Here is a 16,834-nt window from a genome sequence, read left to right as displayed (position 1 = left end):
GGACGCTAGCGGAGAGTTCCTCAGCCCAGGTAGGCGGGGGCGACGGCGGCCTTGGTGACCAGCCTCGGGGCGCCGGATCCGTCGGCCGGGACGGCCCACAGGTCGGCGCCGTAGTCGCCGGGCAGGGCGTACAGCAGCGTCCCGGCGTCGGACCAGAGCGCCTGGTCGTCGATGTTGCGCTGCTCGGCGGTGGCGGTCTCGGTGCCGGTCGCGAGGTCGAGGACGTACAGCCGCCAGGGGGCGTCGGGCGACAGGCCGGGGACGCGCTTCTTGTACGCGATGCGGGTGCCGTCCGGGGAGAGCGAGGGGCACTCGACGTTGTCGTGCAGGGTGGTGAGGGTGCGGGCGGCGAGGTCGCCGCGGACGAGGTGGGTCTGCCCGGAGGTGGCGAGGGTGGCGTAGAAGGTGTTGTCGTCGGCGAAGGTGACGCCCCAGATGTTGACGTCGTGCGCCTGGTACGGGTGGCCGTCCTTGACGACGGCGAAGTCCTCCAGGTTCTCCCGCAGGTTCCAGTCCCGCACGTCGACGATCGAGGTGCGGGTGGAGAAGTTCGTGCCCGCGTAGGAGTCGCCGCTGACGAAGACGGTCCAGGCGGCGAGGTGCCCGGACGGCGAGACCCGGGAGCGGGTGGGGATGCCGGCGGCGGGGAAGGAGCGCCGCTCGTGCAGGTGGTCGTCGAGGACGACGGCGCGGTAGGTGTCGTCGAGCGCGCCGTGCTGGGCCTGGAGGCAGATGCCGGTGCCGGCGGCGGCGTGGAAGCGCAGGCACTGGGTGCCGGAGGCGGTGCGCGGGCCGTCGGGGTGGTCGGCGGGGACGCTGGTGATCTCGTCCCGGTGCGGCCCCCAGGCCATGTTGCGGAACAGCAACTGGCGCCCGCTGGAGGGCACTTGGAGGGAGACCGGGCCGGGTTCGACGGCCGGTCCGCCGGCCTGGGCGCGGTCCCGCTCGGAGCTGCGGTCGGCGGCGTAGAGGACGGCGCCGGTGCCGACCGCGCCGAGCACCAGGACGGCGATCAGCAGCACGAGCACCCGGCTGCGGTTGTTCTGCGGGCTCACGGGCTCTCCTCCACGGGGTTCACGGACTCTCCTCCACCGGGTTCACTGACTCTCCTGCACGGGCTTCACGGGCTCTCCTCCACGGCGACGGGTTCCGCGCGGCGCAGCACCGCCGCCGCGCCGGCCACGCACAGCGCCAGGGCGCCCGCGGACCAGGCGAGTGCGGTCGGGCCGCCCACCGCGCTCCACAGCGCGCCGAACAGCAGCGAGCAGGCGAACCGGGCCAGCGCCTGCCCGGTGCCGACCAGGGCGAGCCCGGCGCCGCGCTGTTCGGCGGGGACGGCGTCGGCCGCGGCGGCGGCGAGCACCCCGTCGGTGGCCGCGTAGAAGGAGCCGTGCAGCAGCAGTACGCAGAGCACGGCGGGCAGACCGCGCAGCGGCGAGAGCAGCAGCCCGTACCCGAGCAGCAGGACCCCGTGGCCGAGCAGGAAGAGGCGGCGGCGCCCGATCCGGTCCGCAAGCGCGCCGAGCGGGACGGCGAGCAGCAGGAAGGCGGCCGCGGTGCCGAGCGGCAGCAGCGGGAACAGGCTGACGGACAGGCCGAGCCGGCGCTGGATCAGCAGGTAGAGGAAGGAGTCGCTGACCGTGGTGAGCCCGAGCAGGACGGCGCACAGGGTGAGCCGCCGCAGTCCGGGCAGGCGCAGCAGGGTGAGGCTGCTGCGCAGCGAGGGGGTGGCGGTCGACGGCGCCTCGCCGCTCTGCCGGTTCGGCACGAACAGCAGCAGGATCAGCACGCCGAGCGCCGCGACGCAGGCGCTGACCGTGAACACGGCGTCGTAGCCGTGCCGTTCGCCGCCGTCGGCGAGCACCGGGCCGCCGGCCAGCCGCAGCACCAGGAAGGCGGTGAGCGGGCCGAGCAGGGCGCCCGCGGTGTCCATCGCCCGGTGCACACCGAACGCCCGGCCACGGTGGGCGGGTTCGGTGGCCAGCGAGATCATCGCGTCCCGGGGGGCGGTGCGCAGGCCCTTGCCGGTGCGGTCGACGGCGATGACGGCGCCGATCAGCGGCACGGTGTGGACGAACAGCAGCAGCGGCCGGCACACCGCGGAGAGCCCGTAGCCGACGGCCGCGACGGTCTTGTGCCGGGCGGCCCCGTCGCGGCCGCGGCGGTCGGCGAGGTGGCCGCCGACCAGCCGGACCAGGGCGCTGAACCCGTTCTGGATGCCGTCGAGCAGGCCGAAGCCGAGCGGGGAGAGGCCGAGTCCGGTGAGCAGGTAGAGCGGCAGCACGGCGTTGACCATCTCGGAGGAGACGTCGGTGACCATGCTGACCGCGCCGAGGGCGAGGACCGCCCCCGGCACCGAGCGCAGGGCGGCGCCCCGCCGCACCTGGCCGGTGGCCGGTGCGACGGGGGCCTTCGAGCTGCGGGAGTCCGCGACGTACACGGGCGTCAGTTCCAGATGCCGGTGATGTCGGAGGCCCCGGCGGAGTTGCCGGCGTGGGCGTTGACGCCGGCCAGGTCCTCCAGGGTGTGCAGCACGTCGTAGTGGTTGTACCGGGTGGCGGTGGAGCTGCCGGGGGCGACGTGGGCGCCGTAGACGAGGGTCGGGATGCGGTTGCCGGCGAGCCGGTTGTCCTCGTCGAAGGTCACCACCAGCAGGCTGTTGTTGCTCTTGGCCCACTGGGCGTAGGCGTCGAGGTTGTTCTGCAGCCAGGTGTCGCCGGTGCCGACCGAACAGTCGTGCATGTCGTCGCAGAGGTCCGGGATGACGAAGGAGACCTTCGGCAGGGTGGTGAAGTCGGTCGGGAAGGCGTCCATGCCGTAGGCGCTGGAGGTGGGCACGTTGCCGAAGCCGAACCACGGGTTGTGCTTCTGGGCGTAGTTGTCGACCCGGCAGTCGGTGGCGCCGACCGAGGGCAGGCCCTCGTTGTAGCTGGCCCAGGTCTGGTTGGCGGCGAGCAGCTCGGAGGCGAGGTTGGGCTGCTGCAGCGCGCCGACGTCCACGCAGCTGTCGTCCGTGACGCTCTGGGCGCTGCCGGAGAACAGCATGTAGTAGTTGGGCTGGCTGGGGTGGGTGAGCGCGTAGGACTGGGTCAGCTTGGCGCCGCCGGCCACCAGGGTGTTGTTGACGTACGGCGCGCTGGAGCTGCCGATCACCTGCGAGTAGGCGTGGTTCTCCATCATCACGACGACGACGTGGTCGGGCGAGGGCAGGGCGGCGGCGGTGTCGGCGGCCGCGTTGCCGCCCGCGGCCCACAGGCCGAGCGAGCCGGCGACCAGACCGAGGCCGGTGGCGAGGGCGGTGATCGGGCGGAGCCCGCGGCGGCGGGCGGGGCGCGGGCCGGCGGTGGGGGTGCCGGGGGTGCGGAGTCGTGCGAAGGCCATGGGGTCCTCCGGGGGTCGGGGCTTCCGGGGCGGGAGCGCCGAGAACAGTAGGATCGCGGCGTGTCGTGTACCGCACAAGAGAAATGAAGAACAGGCGAACAGCTGCGAGGCGGTCCCGGTACGGAGCAACCGGACGCCGGACCACACCGTGCAGGGCAGGTCCTGGAAACCACGGCCGAGGTCACACCCGCCGCGATTGACCCCCCTCCACCGCCCGTGGTGGGATCACGGGGGCCCGCGAGCACCGGGCCGGGGACGGCAAGGAGTGCGGTACGTGATCGGACTGGTCGCCATCTACGGGCCGGGCCGCCCGCTGACCGACGAACTTCAGGAGCTCTGGCCGGAGAGCTCCCGCGCCTACCGGGCCTCGCACGGTAACTGCTTCCAAGGGCCGGAGGCGATGCAGTCCGCGCTCGACCGCCACCGCCAGGTGGTCGCCGTCGGATCGCTCGCCGCCGTCGTCGGGCTGCTGACCGACCCCCGCGTCGACGTCCCGCGCGGCGCCGAGGTGCTCTGCGTGGACCCGGGCCGGCGCTGGGTGATCCCGCTGACCCACACGGACTCCGCGGTGGGGCTGGCCGAGGAGGTGGCGGGCGCCCTCGGCGTGACCCCGGTGCTCACCGGCCCGCCGCCCGGCCCCGGGAACCCGCTCGACGTGCTCACCCCGCACGCCGTCCGGTACCGCCGGGCCGGCGCCGGCAAGGCCGCGGAGGCGGCGGCCGACGGCCGGCCGGTCCGACTGGTCACCGAGGTGGCGTACCCGCTGCCCGCACTGCCCCCGAACGTGCGGCCGGACGCGCCCGAGGACGCCCCCGTCCTGCGGGTCACCGACCGCGAGGACCCGGACGGCGACGACCTCCTGGTCGTCCCGCGCACCCTGGTGGTCGGCATCGGCGCGGGCAGCGGCACCGAACCGACCGAGGCCATGCGGCTGCTGATGGACGTGCTCAAGGAGACCGGCCACCTGCGCTCGGCGATCGCCCGGATCGCCACCGTGACCGGCAAGGCCGACCACCCGGCGGTGCGCTGGGCCGCGCGCTACCTGAGCGTGCCGGTGGAGGAGCACCCGGCCGAGGAGCTGGCCCGGCTCACCGTGCCGAACCCCTCCGAGACGGTCGGTACGGCCGTCGGCACCGCCAGCGTCGCCGAGGCGGCGGCGCTGGCCGGCTCCGGTGGCGGCGAACTCGTCGTCCCCAAGCGGAAGTCGGCCACGGCCACGGTGGCGATCGCCCGGGCCGCGGTGCGCGGCCGGCTGGCGCTGGTCGGCCTCGGGCCGGGCGCCCACGACCTGCTGGTACCCCGGGCGCTGACCGAACTGCGCCGCGCCTCGGTGGTGGTGGGCCGACCGGAGGCCGTCGAGGCGGTGGCCGCCCTGCTCCGGCCGGGGACCCGACGGGTCGTGCTGCCGGAGCCCGGGACGGTGCGGAGCACCCGCGGCGCGGTGCCGGACCGGGCCGGGGTGGCGACCGACCGGGCCGGCCGGGTGGTCGACCCGGCCGGGGCGGCGGTCACCCTCGCCGCGCACGGGCACGCCGTCGCCCTGGTCGCCCTGGGCGACGGCGCCGGGCTCACCGTGCCGCCCGGGGCGTACGAGCTGCTGCGGGTGCCCGGCCTCCCCGCCGACACGGACGGGATCCCCGCATGACCGGCACCGAGCGGACCGCCACCGACCCGACCAGCACCGACCGAACCGGCACCGACCGGACCAGCACCGACCGAACCAGCACCGACCGGACCGGCACCGACCGAACCGGCACCGAGCCCGACCTGCGCCACCACGGCGACGCCGAGGTGCGCGCCGACGGCAGCGGCTTGGTCGACCTCGCGGTCAACGTCCGCACCGGCACGCCGCCGGCCTGGCTGCGCGAGCACCTGGCCGCCACCCTCGGCACCCTCGCCGCCTACCCCGACCAGGGCGCCGCCCGCACGGCGGTGGCCGCCCGGCACGGGCGCCCGGTCGAGGAGGTACTGCTCACCTCGGGGGCCGCGGAGGCCTTCGTACTGCTCGCCCGTGTTCTGACGCCACGTCACATCATCGTGGTGCACCCCCAGTTCACCGAGCCGGAGGCCGCACTGCGGGACGCCGGGCACCGGGTGCACCGGGTGCTGCTCTCCCCCGAGGACGGGTTCCGACTGGGCGCCGTCCCCGAGCAGGCGGACCTGGTCGTCCTCGGCAACCCGACCAACCCGACCTCCGTCCTGCACCCCGCCGAGGCCGTCGCCGCGCTCGCCCGCCCCGGGCGCACCCTGGTCGTGGACGAGGCGTTCATGGACACCGTGCCCGGGGAGAGCGAGTCCCTCGCCGCCGTCCGGGACCTCCCCGGCCGGGTCGTCGTCCTGCGCAGCCTCACCAAGACCTGGGGCCTGGCCGGACTGCGGATCGGCTACGCCCTCGGACCGGCGCCGCTGATCGCCGCCCTCGGCGCCGCCCAGCCGCTCTGGCCGGTCTCCACCCCGGCGCTGGCCGCCGCCGAGGTCTGCAGCGGCCCGCCGGCACTCGCCGAGGCGGACCGGGCGGCCGCCGAACTCACCCTGTGGCGCGACTACTTGGTGAAGGGGCTGGCCGCCTTCCCGACCGTACGGCTGCACGGCGAGCCGGCCGCCTCCTTCGTCCTGGTCCGGCTGCCGGGCGCGGCGGCGGTCCGGGCGCGACTGCGCGAGCTCGGCTTCGCCGTCCGGCGCGGGGACACCTTCCCCGGCCTGGGCGAGGACTGGCTGCGGATCGCCGTCCGGGACGAGGGGACCACCGACCGCTTCCTCAACGCCCTGGAGACGGCGCTCCGTCCAGCCTGACCGGGTCGCCGGCGCGGATGAGCCCCGGCGCCAGCACCTGGGCGTACACCCCCGCGCAGGGCAGCGCCGGCATGCCCGCCAGCGGGACCAGCCGGTTGCGTTCGGCCGGGCCCCGCAGCGCCTCCGTCCGGCGGGGCAGCGGGCCGTGCCGCAGGGTGGGGACGGCGCAGCGCGGGGTGGGTGCCACGATCCGCAGCCGCAGGCTCGACCCGACCGTCAACTCCCGCCCCACCCAGGCGTTCTCGACGAAGCCCTCGCCCTCGGTGCGGAGCACCAGGTTCGGCCGGTAGCGCTCCGCCTCGACGCCGAGGGCGAGCAGGGTGGAGCTGGTGATCAGGTGCAGCGGGGCGAAGTCGAAGAACCCGCCGTCCGGCGCGGCCCGCCCCAACTCGTTGACGGTCACCGGGACTTCCGCCTCGATCCCGCGCGCCAGCACCTCCTCCGGCACGGCCCGCTCGACCTCGGCGCCGAGCGGGCGCTCGGTGATCAGGGCCAGCTTGCGGCCGAAGGCCTCGGACAGCTCCGCCTCCCCCGCGGCGCGTCCGTCCGGGCCGGTCACGGCCACCCGGCCGTCCGCCGTGGCCGTCGCCGAGTAGTCGAGCAGTCCGGCCCACCGGTGGGGGTTCTTGGCGCTGGCCACCCGTCCGGTCTCCAGGTCGAGCAGGGCGCGCGCCCGGTCCCCGGCCAGCCCCCTCGTGGACACCTCGGCCGCCGGGACGTCCTCCCCCAGCAGCGACTTGACCGGGTAGCGCCGCAGCCGCTCGACCCGGCCGACCAGGTCACCCACGGGCCCGCCGGTCAGCACGCCGCGTCCTCCGCCCACTCCCGCAGCGCCGCGAAGTGCAGCTCCCGCAGCCCCGCCCGGGGGTCGACCCAGAGCGGCAGCGCCTCGGCCGGGTGGTGCGCCGCGATCCACTCGATGTCCTGCGGGCCGAGCTCGTCGTCCAGCCAGACGAACGGCCGACCGGCCGCCCAGGCCACCACGTCCCTGGTTTTCCAGTGCAGCCCGTCCGGGTCCTCGCCGAACAGGTTGGTCCAGCGGACGTAGGGGAGTTCGGGCAGTCCGAGGCGCGGGCCGATGAAGGTGTTCGCCTCGTCCATCCAGGTGGTCGCCCACACCAACTCGTACGGCAGCGAACGCAGTTCCGGCCCGTGCGCCGGGTTCAGCCACACCCGCAGCGGCTCGACCTGCTCCCGCGGCCGCGGCGCGTGCCGGGCGACCCAGGACTCGGGCAGCAGCCGGTGGGTGTCGTAGCCCTCGGGGCAGCGGGAGTCCGGTGCGGCGTAGGGGTTGAGCGGACCGTCCACGTCGATCAGGAGCAACGGCGACCCGGTCATGCGGCGGCCGCCCAGTCCCGCAGGGCCGCGAAGTCGCCGGCGAGCATGCCGACCCGGGGGTTGACGTGCAGGGTGAGCGCCGGGCCGGGGTGGTGCGCCGCGATCCACTCGGCGTCCTGCGGGCCGAGCTCGTCGTCGACCCAGACGAACGGCCGACCGGCCGCCCAGGCCACCACGTCCCTGGTCTTCCAGTGCAGCCCCTCCGGGTCCTCGCCGAACAGCTCCGTCCAGCGGACGTAAGGGAGTTCGGGCAGTCCGAGGCGCGGGCCGATCAGGGCGTTCGCCTCGTCCATCCAGGTGGTCGCCCACACCAACTCGTACGGCAGCGACAGCAGCTCGGCCCCGTGCGCCGGGTTCAGCCAGACCCGCAGCGGCTTCGCCTCGCCGTCGGCGGCGCGCCGGGTCTGCCGCTCGGCCCACCAGGTGGGCATCAGCTCGTGCGTCCGATAGCCGTCCGGCCGCCGCAGCCTCGGCGCGGCGTAGGGGTTGAGGGGTCCGTCCACGTCGAGGAGGAGCAGCGGCTGTCGAGTCATGCCGTGAATTCTCCGGCGGCCGACCGGGATTGACCAGTGATTTGCCCGATGCCGACCGGTGCGGCCGCTCACGGCCGGTCACCGCTGGCACCACCGCTGACACCACGGCCGGCGCCACGGCCGGCGCCACGGCCCGCAGCCGCTGACGGCCGACGCCACGGCCCGCGACGGTTCACGGCCGGCGCCACAGCCCGCGGGCCGCCAGCAGCGGCAGGACCCCCTCGCCGAACCAGTAGGCCTCCTCCAGGTGCGGCATGCCCGACAGCACGAACTCCTCGATCCCGAGCTCGTGGTACTCGGTGATCAGGTCGGCGACCTCCCGGTGACTGCCCACCAGCGCGGTGCCCGCCCCGCCGCGGAGCAGCCCGATCCCGGCCCACAGCCCCGGGTGCACCTCCAGCCGCTCCGCCGAGCCGCCGTGCAGCGCGAGCATCCGCCGCTGCCCCTCCGACTCGCTCTCGGCGAGGGCCCGCTGGGTCTCCCGGACCCGCCGCGGGTCCATGCCGGCGAGCAGCCGCTCGGTCTCCGCCCAGGCCTGCGCGGAGCTGTCCCGGGTGATCACGTGCAGGCGGATCCCGAACCGCACCGTCCTGCCCCGGGCGGCAGCCAGCTCACGGATCCATCCGATCTTGTCCCGTACCTGGGCGGGCGGTTCGCCCCAGGTCAGGTAGACGTCGGCGGAGCGGGCGGCGACCTCGCCGGCCGCCGGGGAGGAGCCGCCGAAGTACACCGGCGGCACCGGATCGGGCAGCCGGGTCAACCGCGCCCGCTCGACCCGCAGGTGGGGGCCGTCGTGGTCGACGGTCTCCCCCGCCCAGAGCCGCCGGGTGATGTCCAGGAACTCCCCGGTGCGGGCGTAGCGGGCGTCCTTGTCCAGGAAGTCCCCGTAGGCCCGCTGCTCGGCGGACTCGCCGCCGGTCACCACGTTGAGCAACAGCCGCCCGCCGGACTGCCGTTGGTAGGTCGCGGCCATCTGCGCCGCCAGCGTGGGGCTGATCTGCCCGGGCCGGAACGCCACCAGGTACTTCAACCGCTCGGTCACCTGGGTCAGCATCGCGGTGGTCAGCCAGGCGTCCTCGCACCAGGCGCCGGTCGGCGTGAGCGCTCCTTCGAAGCCCAACTGCTCGGCGCCGCGGGCGATCTGGCCAAGGTAGCCGATGCTCGGCGGCCGGTCGGAGCCGGCCGTCCCGGGCGTCGAGCCGTGCCCGCCGCCGACGATCTGCCGGCTGTCGCCGTTGGTGGGGAGGAACCAGTGGAAGGTCAGAGCCATGGAACGGACACACTCCTGCGGCCGGTGCGGTCTGGGGTCGGTCGGTCCTGCTTCGGTCCTGCTGCTGAGAACTCACCGACGACGACAGCCGGCCGCCCACACCCGCGCCAGGTCCACGTGCAGCCGGCGCACGAGGAAGCGGGGGCGGGGAGCGGTCATGCGCTCGATTATGCCCGACCCGGCGAACACCGGGCAGGGCAAAGCCCGCAGGCCCTTCCCCGGGGTGGGGAAGGGCCTGCGGACGTTGCGTGCGTCAGGCGGGGATCAGACCTGGCCGGCCTTCTCCAGGGCCGCGCAGCAGGTGTTGATCAGCAGGCGGGTGACGACGTACGGGTCGACGTTGGCGTTCGGGCGACGGTCCTCGATGTAGCCCTTCTGCTCCACCTCGACCTGCCACGGGATGCGGACCGACGCGCCGCGGTTGGAGACGCCGTAGCTGTAGACGTTCCACGGGGCGGTCTCGTGCTTGCCGGTCAGGCGGGACTCGATGTCGGCGCCGTACTGGGTGACGTGCTCCAGCACCTTCTCCTGCGACGTACCGAGCGACTCGCAGGCGGTGATGATGGCGTCGTAGCCCTCGCGCATCGCCTTGGTGGAGAAGTTGGTGTGGGCGCCCGCGCCGTTCCAGTCGCCCCGGGCCGGCTTGGCGTCCAGGGTGGCGTCGATGCCGAACTCCTCGGCGGTGCGGTAGAGCAGGTAGCGGGCGATCCACAGGTCGTCCGAGACGGTCAGGGCGTCGACCGGGCCGATCTGGAACTCCCACTGGCCGGGCATGACCTCGGCGTTGATGCCGCAGATCGCCAGGCCGGCGTCGATGCAGCGGTCCAGGTGCAGCTCGACGATCTCGCGGCCGAAGACCTCCTCGGCGCCGACGCCGCAGTAGTAGCCGCCCTGCGGGGCCGGGAAGCCGCCCTCGGGGAAGCCCAGCGGGCGGGAGCCCTTGAAGAAGGTGTACTCCTGCTCGATGCCGAAGATCGACTCCTGCACGGTGTACTTCTCCTCGACCTCGCGCAGCAGGGCGCGGGTGTTGGACTCGTGCGGGGTACCGTCCGTCTCCAGGACCTCGCAGAGGACGAGGATGTTGTCACCACCGCGGATCGGGTCCTTGACGACCTTCACCGGGTCCAGCACGCGGTCCGAGGCGTGGCCCTCGGCCTGGTTGGTCGAGGAACCGTCGAAGCCCCAGGTCGGGATCTTGTCGGCGTTGGGCAGGACGCGAGTCTTGGAACGGAGCTTCGCGGTCGGCTTGGTGCCGTCGATCCAGATGTACTCGGCCTTGATTGCCACGGCGTGTCCCTCGATTGCTGGGTGGTGGATGCCCGCGTAGCGTCGCAAGTCGCCGTTTCCCGGTTGTTCCTCTCGTGTAACGCGCATGTGAACCAACCGTCCGCATCGGCACGGTCACGGTGCGGGAGTGCCGGGCGTGGCACCCCGCACCGCTGCGGGTGCTCAGCCGCGACGGGCGTGCGCGGCCCGGCGGCGCCGGGTGGCCCACAGCGCGGCCGCACCGCCCGCGACCAGGGCGGCGGCCCCGGCGGCCAGCGGGCCGGTGGCGCTGCTGCCGCCGGTGGTGGCGAGCCGCTCGGGCTTCTCCACCGCGGCCTGCGGCACGGCGGTGCGCGAGGCGGTGGTGTCCGCGACCGGCTGGGCGGCGGGCGCGGACGTCGGTGCGGTGCTCGGGGTGCCGGTGGCGGTGGGGCCGGACGGCTTCTCGCAGCTCACCGAGGCGACGGTGATCTTCCCGGTGACCTTGGCGACGTTCAGGTTGAGCGGGTTCACCTCCACCTGCACCTCCAGGGCCGAGGCGGCGGCGGTGGTCGTGGTGGTGCTCCTCTTGGAGAACTCCACCGACACACTGCCGACCAGCGGCACGTCCACCGTGGTCGGGCCGTACAGCCCGACGGTGACGGGCTTGCCCAGTACGGTCAGCTTGGCGGGCGCGACCACGTTCGCGGTCGGCTGCCCGTCGACCGGGCAGGTGGCCTCGGCGCTCATCGCCTCCAGCCCGAGCAGCGCGGTGGCGGGCAGGCCGGGGGCGTGCACGTCGGCATTGACCAGCTTGACGGAGGCGGTGGCGCCCTTGGCGTCGACCCGAGTGACGGACCTGCCGAGGTCCGCCTTGACCAGCTCGACCGGGGCGGCCTGGTCGACGCCCGCGACCTTGGCGGTCAGCACGGAGCCCTCACGCTGCTCCGGCGTCTCCACCTTGTTGAGCGCGATGTCCACCGGGACGTCCACCGCCTTGTTCAGGAAGCTGACGTCCAGGGCGACTTCGGCGGTGACCGCACGGGCCTTGCCCGGCGAGGGAGTGGCCGCCGGAGCTGCCGGGGCGGCCTGGACGGGCCCGACGGTGAGCAGTGTGCTCACCACCACGGCGGCGGATGCGGAAACGATTCGGCTAGACGGCCGGGACGACTGGACGGATCGGGACGACCGGGAAGACATGGCGGGACCCCCACACAGGTGAAACGATGAGCCGCCAGTCTTCTCAAACGATCCGTCACATGAGCCTCACGGAGCGTCATTTCACTCGTTGGAGTGAGATTGCCGCCCGGCACGGCCCGGGATCTGCTACAGGAGCAACTCCCTTACGGCAGCCGCCAGTCCACCGGCTGCGCCCCCTGCCGCACCAACAGCTCGTTGGCCCGGCTGAACGGCCGCGAGCCGAAGAAGCCGCGGTCGGCCGACATCGGGCTCGGGTGCACCGACTCCACCGTCGGGATGTCGCCCAGCAGCGGGCGCAGGTTACGGGCGTCGCTGCCCCACAGGATCGCCACCATCGGGCCGCCGCGCGCCACCAGCGCCCGGATCGCCTGCTCGGTGACCGCCTCCCAGCCCTTGCCCTTGTGGGCCCGGGGGTTGCGCGGCTGGGTGGTCAGCGCCCGGTTCAGCAGCAGGACGCCCTGCTGCGTCCAGGGCGTGAGGTCGCCGTTGGACGGCTGCGGCAGGCCGAGGTCGGTGCCGTACTCCCGGAAGATGTTGATCAGGCTCGGCGGGATCGGCCGGACCTCCGGCGCCACCGAGAAGCTCAGGCCGACGGCATGGCCGGGCGTCGGGTACGGGTCCTGCCCGACGATCAGTACCCGGACGTCGGCGATCGGCTGCTGGAACGCCCGCAGCACGTTCGGCCCGGACGGCAGGTAGGTGCGGCCGGCCGCGATCTCGGCGCGGAGGAAGTCCCCCATCGCGGCGATCTGCCCGGCGACGGGCTCAAGTGCGGTGGCCCAGCCGGGCTCGACGATCTCATTCAGTGGACGCGGTGCCATGGTCGTCACCCTATCGGCCGATACCGACAGGGCGTCACGACGGACGGTCACCGCGAACGATCACCGTGCTCCGAGCCGACCACCGCGCCCGGTCACCCCACCGGCCGCCCCCGCAGCACCACCGTGCGCGGGTCCGCGAGCACCCGGACGTCCGCCCGCGGGTCCTCCTCGTACACCACGAAGTCCGCCGGTGCGCCCTCCTCGAGACCCGGCCGCCCGAGCCACTCCCGGGCACCCCAGCTCGCCGCCGACAGCGCCTCGGCCGGGCTCAGCCCCGCCTTCACCAGCTCCGCCACCTCGTCCGCGACCAGCCCGTGGGCCAGCGAGCCGCCCGCGTCGGTGCCGACGAACACCGGGATGCCCGCGTCGTGCGCGGCGCCCACGGTGTCGTAGCGGCGCTCGTGCAGCCGCCGCATGTGCGCCGACCAGGCCGGGAACTTGGCCTCCCCGCCGGCCGCCAGCTGCGGGAAGGTGGCGATGTTGACCAGGGTCGGCACGATGGCCACCCCGCGCTCGGCGAAGGCCGGGATCAGCTCCTCGGTGAGCCCGGTGGCGTGCTCGACGCAGTCGATCCCGGCCGCCAGCAGGTCCGGCAGCGACTCCGCCGCGAAGCAGTGCGCGGTGACCCGCGCGCCCTCCTCGTGCGCAGCCGCGATCGCCTCGGCCAGCGCGTCGCCCGGCCAGCAGGCGGCGAGGTCGCCGCGCTCGCGGTCGATCCAGTCCCCGACCAGCTTCACCCAGCCGTCGCCGCGCCGGGCCTCGGCCCGCACGTAGGCGGCGAGGTCCCCGGGCTCGATCTCGTGGGCGTAGTTGCGGATGTAGCGGCGGGTGCGGGCGATGTGCCGGCCGGCCCGGATGATCCGGGGCAGGTCCTCGCGCTCGTCGATCCAGCGGGTGTCGGCGGCCGAGCCGGCGTCGCGGATCAGCAGGGTGCCCGCGTCACGGTCGGTGAGCGCCTGCTTCTCGCTGGTCTCGGCGTCCACGGCGCCGTGCGCGTCCAGGCCGACGTGGCAGTGCGCGTCCACCAGGCCGGGCAGCACCCAGCCCGTCACCGTCCGGACGTCCCCGGCGGTCGGCGGGCGGGTGAAGCTCACCCGGCCGTCCACCACCCAGAGTTCGTCCCGTACCTCCTCCGGGCCGACCAGCACCCGGCCCCGGACGTGCAGCACCGCACCTTCACTCATGGCCGCACTCTACCGACGGGCGGGTTCCGTGCCATCAGCGCGGATGGGGCAGACTCGTTGCCGCACCCACCACCCGCCCTGCGAAAGGCCGTGAGCCGTGAGCCCCTTCCTCGACCTCCCCCCGCTCAGCGCCGCCGGATTCGCGGCGATCGAGGACCAGGTCGCCGCGCTGCTGCACACCGAGGCCGACGTCATCGTCACCCAGGGCGAGGCCCTGCTGCCGCTGGAGGCCGCGATCCGCGGCGCCGCGCACCCCGGCTCCACCGCGCTCAACATCGTCACCGGCCCGTACGGCCAGACCTTCGGCAACTGGCTGCGCTCCTGCGGGGCGACGGTCGTCGACCTCGCGGTGCCCTTCGACAGCGCGGTGAGCCCCGAGCAGGTCGGCAAGGCGCTGGAGAGCCACCCGGAGATCGACTTCGTCTCCCTGGTGCACGCCGAGGCCGCCACCGGCAACACCAACCCGGTCGCCGGGATCGCCGCCGTGGTCCGTGAGCACGGCGCCCTGCTGATGCTCGACGCGGTCGCCTCGGTCGCCGCCGAGCCGCTGCTCACCGACGAGTGGGGCATCGACCTGTGCGTGATCGGCGGCCAGAAGGCGATGGGCGGCCCGGCCGGGGTCTCCGCCGTCTCCGTCTCCGAGCGCGCCTGGGAGCGGATCGCCGCCAACCCGGCCGCCCCCCGCCGCTCCTACCTCTCCCTGCTGGACTGGAAGGAGCGCTGGACGGACGCCGGCCGCGCCGTACTGCCGCACGCCCCGGCCCAGTTGGAGATGCTCGCGCTCGGCGCCTGCCTGGACCGGATCGCCGCCGACGGCCTGCCCGCCGTGATCGCCCGGCACCGCGCCGCCTCCGCCGCCACCCGGGCCGGCGCCCGCGCCCTCGGCACGCTCAGCCCCTACGTCCACCAGGACGCCGCCGCGGCCCCGGTGGCCACCACCCTGCGCACCCCGGCCGGGGTGCACGCCGCCGAACTCGCCGCCGCCCTCGACCCGGCGCTGCCCGTCCAGCCCGGCGGCGGGGCGCTGGCCGCGGAGATGCTGCGGGTCAACCACTACGGCCGGGCGGCCTCGCTGGAGACCGTCCGCGACTGCCTGAGCGCCCTCGCCGCGGCCACCGGGGGCGACGCCGACGCGGCGCTGACCGCCGCCGGGGCGGCGTGGGACGCGGCCGTCTGAGACGGACGTCAGTTCTGGACGGGCGTCCAATACGGACGTCCGAGACGAACGTCTGATACGTAAGTCTCAGACGTCCACGCCGGACGTCGGTCCGAGACGCACGTCCGTCCCACGCGCCCACCCCGGGCAAGGCCCCGCACGCCGAGCGGCCCCGGTCCTCCCGACCGGGGCCGCCGTGCGTCCGGGCAGCGGGCTCAGTGCCCGCCCGCGTCCACCACCTCGACGCCGCGGATGTTCCGCTCGATCTCCTCCGCCGGGAGCGCCACCGCGAGCGCCCAGTAGTAGACGACCAGCGAGAACACCACCACAACCCCGATGTCCCACCACAGCGGCAGGTTCCCCTGGGCGCCCACCCCGAAGGTGCCCTGCCAGGAGACGATCCCCATGCCGACCAGGTAGACCGGCAGCCACTGCCCCGCCTTGAAGTCCATCCGCGGCGCGTTCGGCACCCCCTTCGAGGCCGCGTACATCGAGTACCCGCCGAGCAGCAGGTAACCGATCAGGATCGCCAGACCCAGTCGCCACAGGGTGTCCCAGCCGGACCAGTAGATGACCAGGCTCGCCACCGCGAACGCGACCGGCGAGATGATCGCACCGCCGGGCAGGTGGTACGACCGCTCCATCCCCGGCAGCCGCTTGCGCAGCACCCCGAAGGCCAGCGGCGCGCCCGCGTACATCAGCACCACCGCCGAGGTGATGAAGCCGACCAGCTTCTGCCAGCTCGGGAACGGCAGGAAGCAGATCACCCCGGCGACCCAGGCGATCAGCAGGCCGAGCCAGGGCACCGAATTGCGGTCGGTGTACTGGAGGGCCTGCGGCGCGTAGCCGTTGCGGCTGAGGCCGTAGGTGACCCGGGAGCTGGAGGTGATGTAGACCAGCCCGGTGCCGGCGGGCGAGATCACCGCGTCGATGAACAGGATGGTGGCCAGCCAGCCCAGGCCGATCAGGGTGGCGAGGCCCGCGAACGGACCGCTGATGCCCGGGTAGTCGAGCTTGCCCCAGCCCCCGGCGAAGGTCTCCGGCGGCAGGGCACCGATGAACACCACCTGGAGCACCACATAGATGATCGTGCCGATCACCACCGACCCGAGGACGGCCCGCGGGATGTCCCGCCGGGGGTTGCGGCTCTCCCCCGCCCACTGGATGGCCTGCTCGAAGCCGAGCAGCGCGAAGATCACCCCGCTGGTGCTGATCGCCGCGAGCACGCCCTTGGCGCCGTCCGGCGCGAAGCCGTGCACGGAGAAGTTGGACCCGTGGAACTCGGTGATCCCGAGGGCGAAGATGGCCAGGATCGGAACGGCGACCTTCCACACCGTGGCCACGCTGTTGGTGTGCGCCAGCAGTCGGACGCCGAGGAAGTTGATCGCGACGAACACGCCCATCAACACGGCCGCAACCAGGAAGCCCGTCCCGGTCAGCGTCAGGTCCTTGTTGAGGAAGCCGTCGGCCCAGGTCCAGTGCCGGGCGTAGTTGATCATCGCCTGGACCTCGATCGGCGCGATGGTCGCGGCCTGGAGCCAGGTGAACCAGCCGAAGGACATCCCGGCGAACCCGCCGAAGGCGTAGTGCGGGTACCGCGCCGTCCCGCCCGCGACCGGGAACAGCCCGCCCAGCTCGGCGTGGATCAGCGCCAGCAGGATGATCGCCACCGCCCCGATCCCCCAGGACAGCAGCGCCGCCGGCCCGGCCGCCACCGCCGCCTTCTGCGCCCCGAACAGCCAGCCGGAGCCGATGATCGCCCCGACCGAGGCCCACAGCAGCCCGGCCAGGCCGACCTCCCGCTTGAGCCCGCCGTGCCCCGTCGGGGGCGATGTCGTCGTATTGGAATGGGCCATGGCGCCACGCCTCTCACCTCGGGGAATCCCCCCGACAGTGCCGCAGCCCCGAGCGCT

At 74.1% G+C, this 16,834-nt stretch carries 15 protein-coding genes; 3 read left to right on the top strand and 12 right to left on the bottom strand.

Annotated elements, in window-relative coordinates; translation table 11 throughout:
• Positions 1–20 precede the first annotated feature (20 nt).
• From ACZ58X_RS08385 to ACZ58X_RS08375, 3 genes are all read right to left on the bottom strand, one after another.
• Positions 21–1,055 (bottom strand): TolB family protein, encoded by a 1,035-nt coding sequence (locus ACZ58X_RS08385; protein WP_470332864.1) that lies wholly within the window; start codon positions 1,053–1,055, stop codon positions 21–23.
• Between the two features lie 65 nt (positions 1,056–1,120).
• A complete protein-coding gene (locus tag ACZ58X_RS08380) occupies positions 1,121–2,440 on the bottom strand; it encodes an MFS transporter (protein ID WP_470332863.1) in 1,320 nt (439 codons plus the stop codon).
• A gap of 5 nt (positions 2,441–2,445) precedes the next feature.
• On the bottom strand, positions 2,446–3,381 hold the full coding sequence (locus ACZ58X_RS08375; RefSeq protein ID WP_470332862.1) for an alkaline phosphatase family protein: 936 nt from the start codon (positions 3,379–3,381) through the stop codon (positions 2,446–2,448).
• Between the two features lie 274 nt (positions 3,382–3,655).
• On the opposite strand from ACZ58X_RS08375, the gene ACZ58X_RS08370 reads away from it, so the two are divergent.
• Together ACZ58X_RS08370 and cobC are read left to right on the top strand one after the other, a co-directional pair.
• Positions 3,656–5,026 carry a cobalamin biosynthesis protein gene (locus ACZ58X_RS08370; protein WP_470332861.1) on the top strand — a complete coding sequence of 457 codons (1,371 nt, stop codon included), beginning with the start codon at positions 3,656–3,658 and terminating at the stop codon, positions 5,024–5,026.
• On the top strand, positions 5,023–6,174 hold the full coding sequence (gene cobC, locus ACZ58X_RS08365) for an Rv2231c family pyridoxal phosphate-dependent protein CobC (RefSeq protein WP_470332860.1): 1,152 nt from the start codon (positions 5,023–5,025) through the stop codon (positions 6,172–6,174). The genes ACZ58X_RS08370 and cobC overlap by 4 nt, the downstream gene beginning before the upstream one ends.
• Here the strand turns inward: cobC and ACZ58X_RS08360 are convergent.
• The 8 genes from ACZ58X_RS08360 to ACZ58X_RS08325 form a co-directional block, all read right to left on the bottom strand.
• On the bottom strand, positions 6,140–6,979 hold the full coding sequence (locus tag ACZ58X_RS08360) for an MOSC domain-containing protein (protein WP_470332859.1): 840 nt from the start codon (positions 6,977–6,979) through the stop codon (positions 6,140–6,142). The two genes, cobC and ACZ58X_RS08360, sit on opposite strands and share 35 nt — an antisense overlap.
• Positions 6,973–7,512 (bottom strand): hypothetical protein, encoded by a 540-nt coding sequence (locus ACZ58X_RS08355; RefSeq protein WP_470332858.1) that lies wholly within the window; start codon positions 7,510–7,512, stop codon positions 6,973–6,975. The genes ACZ58X_RS08360 and ACZ58X_RS08355 overlap by 7 nt, the downstream gene beginning before the upstream one ends.
• Positions 7,509–8,045, bottom strand: a complete 537-nt coding sequence (locus ACZ58X_RS08350) for a hypothetical protein (protein ID WP_470332857.1) — start codon at positions 8,043–8,045, stop codon at positions 7,509–7,511. Before ACZ58X_RS08350 ends, ACZ58X_RS08355 begins: the two co-directional genes overlap by 4 nt.
• Positions 8,046–8,217: 172 nt before the next feature.
• The gene (locus ACZ58X_RS08345) at positions 8,218–9,315 is read right to left on the bottom strand and encodes an LLM class flavin-dependent oxidoreductase (RefSeq protein WP_470332856.1); all 1,098 of its coding nucleotides are present in this window, start codon (positions 9,313–9,315) and stop codon (positions 8,218–8,220) included.
• A 264-nt stretch (positions 9,316–9,579) separates the two neighbouring features.
• Positions 9,580–10,602 (bottom strand): glutamine synthetase, encoded by a 1,023-nt coding sequence (gene glnII / locus ACZ58X_RS08340; protein ID WP_470332855.1) that lies wholly within the window; start codon positions 10,600–10,602, stop codon positions 9,580–9,582.
• 162 nt (positions 10,603–10,764) lie between these two features.
• Positions 10,765–11,688: an SCO1860 family LAETG-anchored protein gene (locus ACZ58X_RS08335; RefSeq protein WP_470332854.1), complete on the bottom strand. Its 924-nt coding sequence runs from the start codon at positions 11,686–11,688 to the stop codon at positions 10,765–10,767.
• 215 nt (positions 11,689–11,903) lie between these two features.
• Positions 11,904–12,581 carry a uracil-DNA glycosylase gene (locus tag ACZ58X_RS08330; protein ID WP_470332853.1) on the bottom strand — a complete coding sequence of 226 codons (678 nt, stop codon included), beginning with the start codon at positions 12,579–12,581 and terminating at the stop codon, positions 11,904–11,906.
• 92 nt (positions 12,582–12,673) lie between these two features.
• Complete coding sequence (locus ACZ58X_RS08325) at positions 12,674–13,765, bottom strand: amidohydrolase family protein (RefSeq protein ID WP_470332852.1); 1,092 nt, start codon at positions 13,763–13,765, stop codon at positions 12,674–12,676.
• A gap of 97 nt (positions 13,766–13,862) precedes the next feature.
• On the opposite strand from ACZ58X_RS08325, the gene ACZ58X_RS08320 reads away from it, so the two are divergent.
• Positions 13,863–14,942 carry a pyridoxal-phosphate-dependent aminotransferase family protein gene (locus ACZ58X_RS08320; RefSeq protein ID WP_470332851.1) on the top strand — a complete coding sequence of 360 codons (1,080 nt, stop codon included), beginning with the start codon at positions 13,863–13,865 and terminating at the stop codon, positions 14,940–14,942.
• A gap of 194 nt (positions 14,943–15,136) precedes the next feature.
• On the opposite strand, the gene ACZ58X_RS08315 is transcribed toward ACZ58X_RS08320, so the two are convergent.
• Positions 15,137–16,777 (bottom strand): APC family permease, encoded by a 1,641-nt coding sequence (locus ACZ58X_RS08315; protein WP_470332850.1) that lies wholly within the window; start codon positions 16,775–16,777, stop codon positions 15,137–15,139.
• Between the last annotated feature and the right edge of the window lie 57 nt (positions 16,778–16,834).

It is taken from the genome of Kitasatospora sp. NPDC040550 (genome assembly GCF_055594965.1).
This window is presented reverse-complemented; position numbering and strand designations above follow the sequence as displayed.

Bases quoted from the DNA above. Each gene is read 5' to 3' on its own strand.
- ACZ58X_RS08375 (WP_470332862.1), bottom strand. From the start codon at position 3,381: ATGGCCTTCGCACGACTCCGCACCCCCGGCACCCCCACCGCCGGCCCG.
- cobC (WP_470332860.1), top strand. From the start codon at position 5,023: ATGACCGGCACCGAGCGGACCGCCACCGACCCGACCAGCACCGACCGA.
- ACZ58X_RS08355 (WP_470332858.1), bottom strand. From the start codon at position 7,512: ATGACCGGGTCGCCGTTGCTCCTGATCGACGTGGACGGTCCGCTCAAC.
- ACZ58X_RS08350 (WP_470332857.1), bottom strand. From the start codon at position 8,045: ATGACTCGACAGCCGCTGCTCCTCCTCGACGTGGACGGACCCCTCAAC.
- ACZ58X_RS08345 (WP_470332856.1), bottom strand. From the start codon at position 9,315: ATGGCTCTGACCTTCCACTGGTTCCTCCCCACCAACGGCGACAGCCGG.
- ACZ58X_RS08330 (WP_470332853.1), bottom strand. From the start codon at position 12,581: ATGGCACCGCGTCCACTGAATGAGATCGTCGAGCCCGGCTGGGCCACC.
- ACZ58X_RS08325 (WP_470332852.1), bottom strand. From the start codon at position 13,765: ATGAGTGAAGGTGCGGTGCTGCACGTCCGGGGCCGGGTGCTGGTCGGC.
- ACZ58X_RS08315 (WP_470332850.1), bottom strand. From the start codon at position 16,777: ATGGCCCATTCCAATACGACGACATCGCCCCCGACGGGGCACGGCGGG.